The sequence below is a fragment of the Vibrio sp. 1978 genome (assembly GCF_033344345.1).
The window spans coordinates 1-549 of sequence record NZ_JAWPOP010000882.1; the positions used below are offsets into that span (position 1 = coordinate 1).

Consider the following 549-nt stretch of genomic DNA (forward strand, 5'->3'; position numbering starts at 1 on the left):
TAGCTGGTAGATGCGACGCTTAGCCCCCGCAGTGCCGCTCATAAAACGCAGGGCTGCCGCTTCATATCGGAAATGAGCGAACTCACCCCGAAGGGTGCTATCTGTCCCCTGTGGCGATTGTGGGCGCTTTGACAGGGCAGGGCGAGGATGGCTGGCGACTTTCTTGATCATCGCTTCACATTTCCCCAGTTTCGCCAATTCAGTGGCCGCTACAGATGCTGTCATGTTGTCACACCTCGTCGCTATGTGTCTTGTTTAGCTGGCGCTCGTACTCGTTTAGCGCCCGGCGAATTTTTGCTAAGGCAGTGGCGCGTTGTCTTAACACGGCATACCTGGTTTCAACTTGCTGGATCAACTCTTGTGCCCAGACAGGCTCTTTCTTGAAGTGCGACATGCTGTAGGCATGACCGCGACCCTTCTTGATATGTGTCGATAGAACCCTTTTCTTTTGTCCGGGAACTTGTTCGACAAATCTGTTGCGATACCACTCTGCAACGAGTGATACGCCTAGAATGCGAACCCGTGTACCGACACGCCCTTGTTCGTCCT

At 53.6% G+C, this 549-nt stretch carries 2 protein-coding genes; both read right to left on the reverse strand.

Annotated features, from left to right (window positions below):
- Nucleotides 1-225: hypothetical protein (locus R8N49_RS29660; protein WP_318190766.1), on the reverse strand; the 225-nt coding region annotated here is incomplete at its 3' end.
- A gap of 4 nt (nt 226-229) precedes the next feature.
- Nucleotides 230-549 (reverse strand): conjugative transfer protein MobI(A/C) (gene mobI / locus R8N49_RS29665; protein WP_318190767.1); only part of this gene is annotated, 320 nt, incomplete at its 5' end.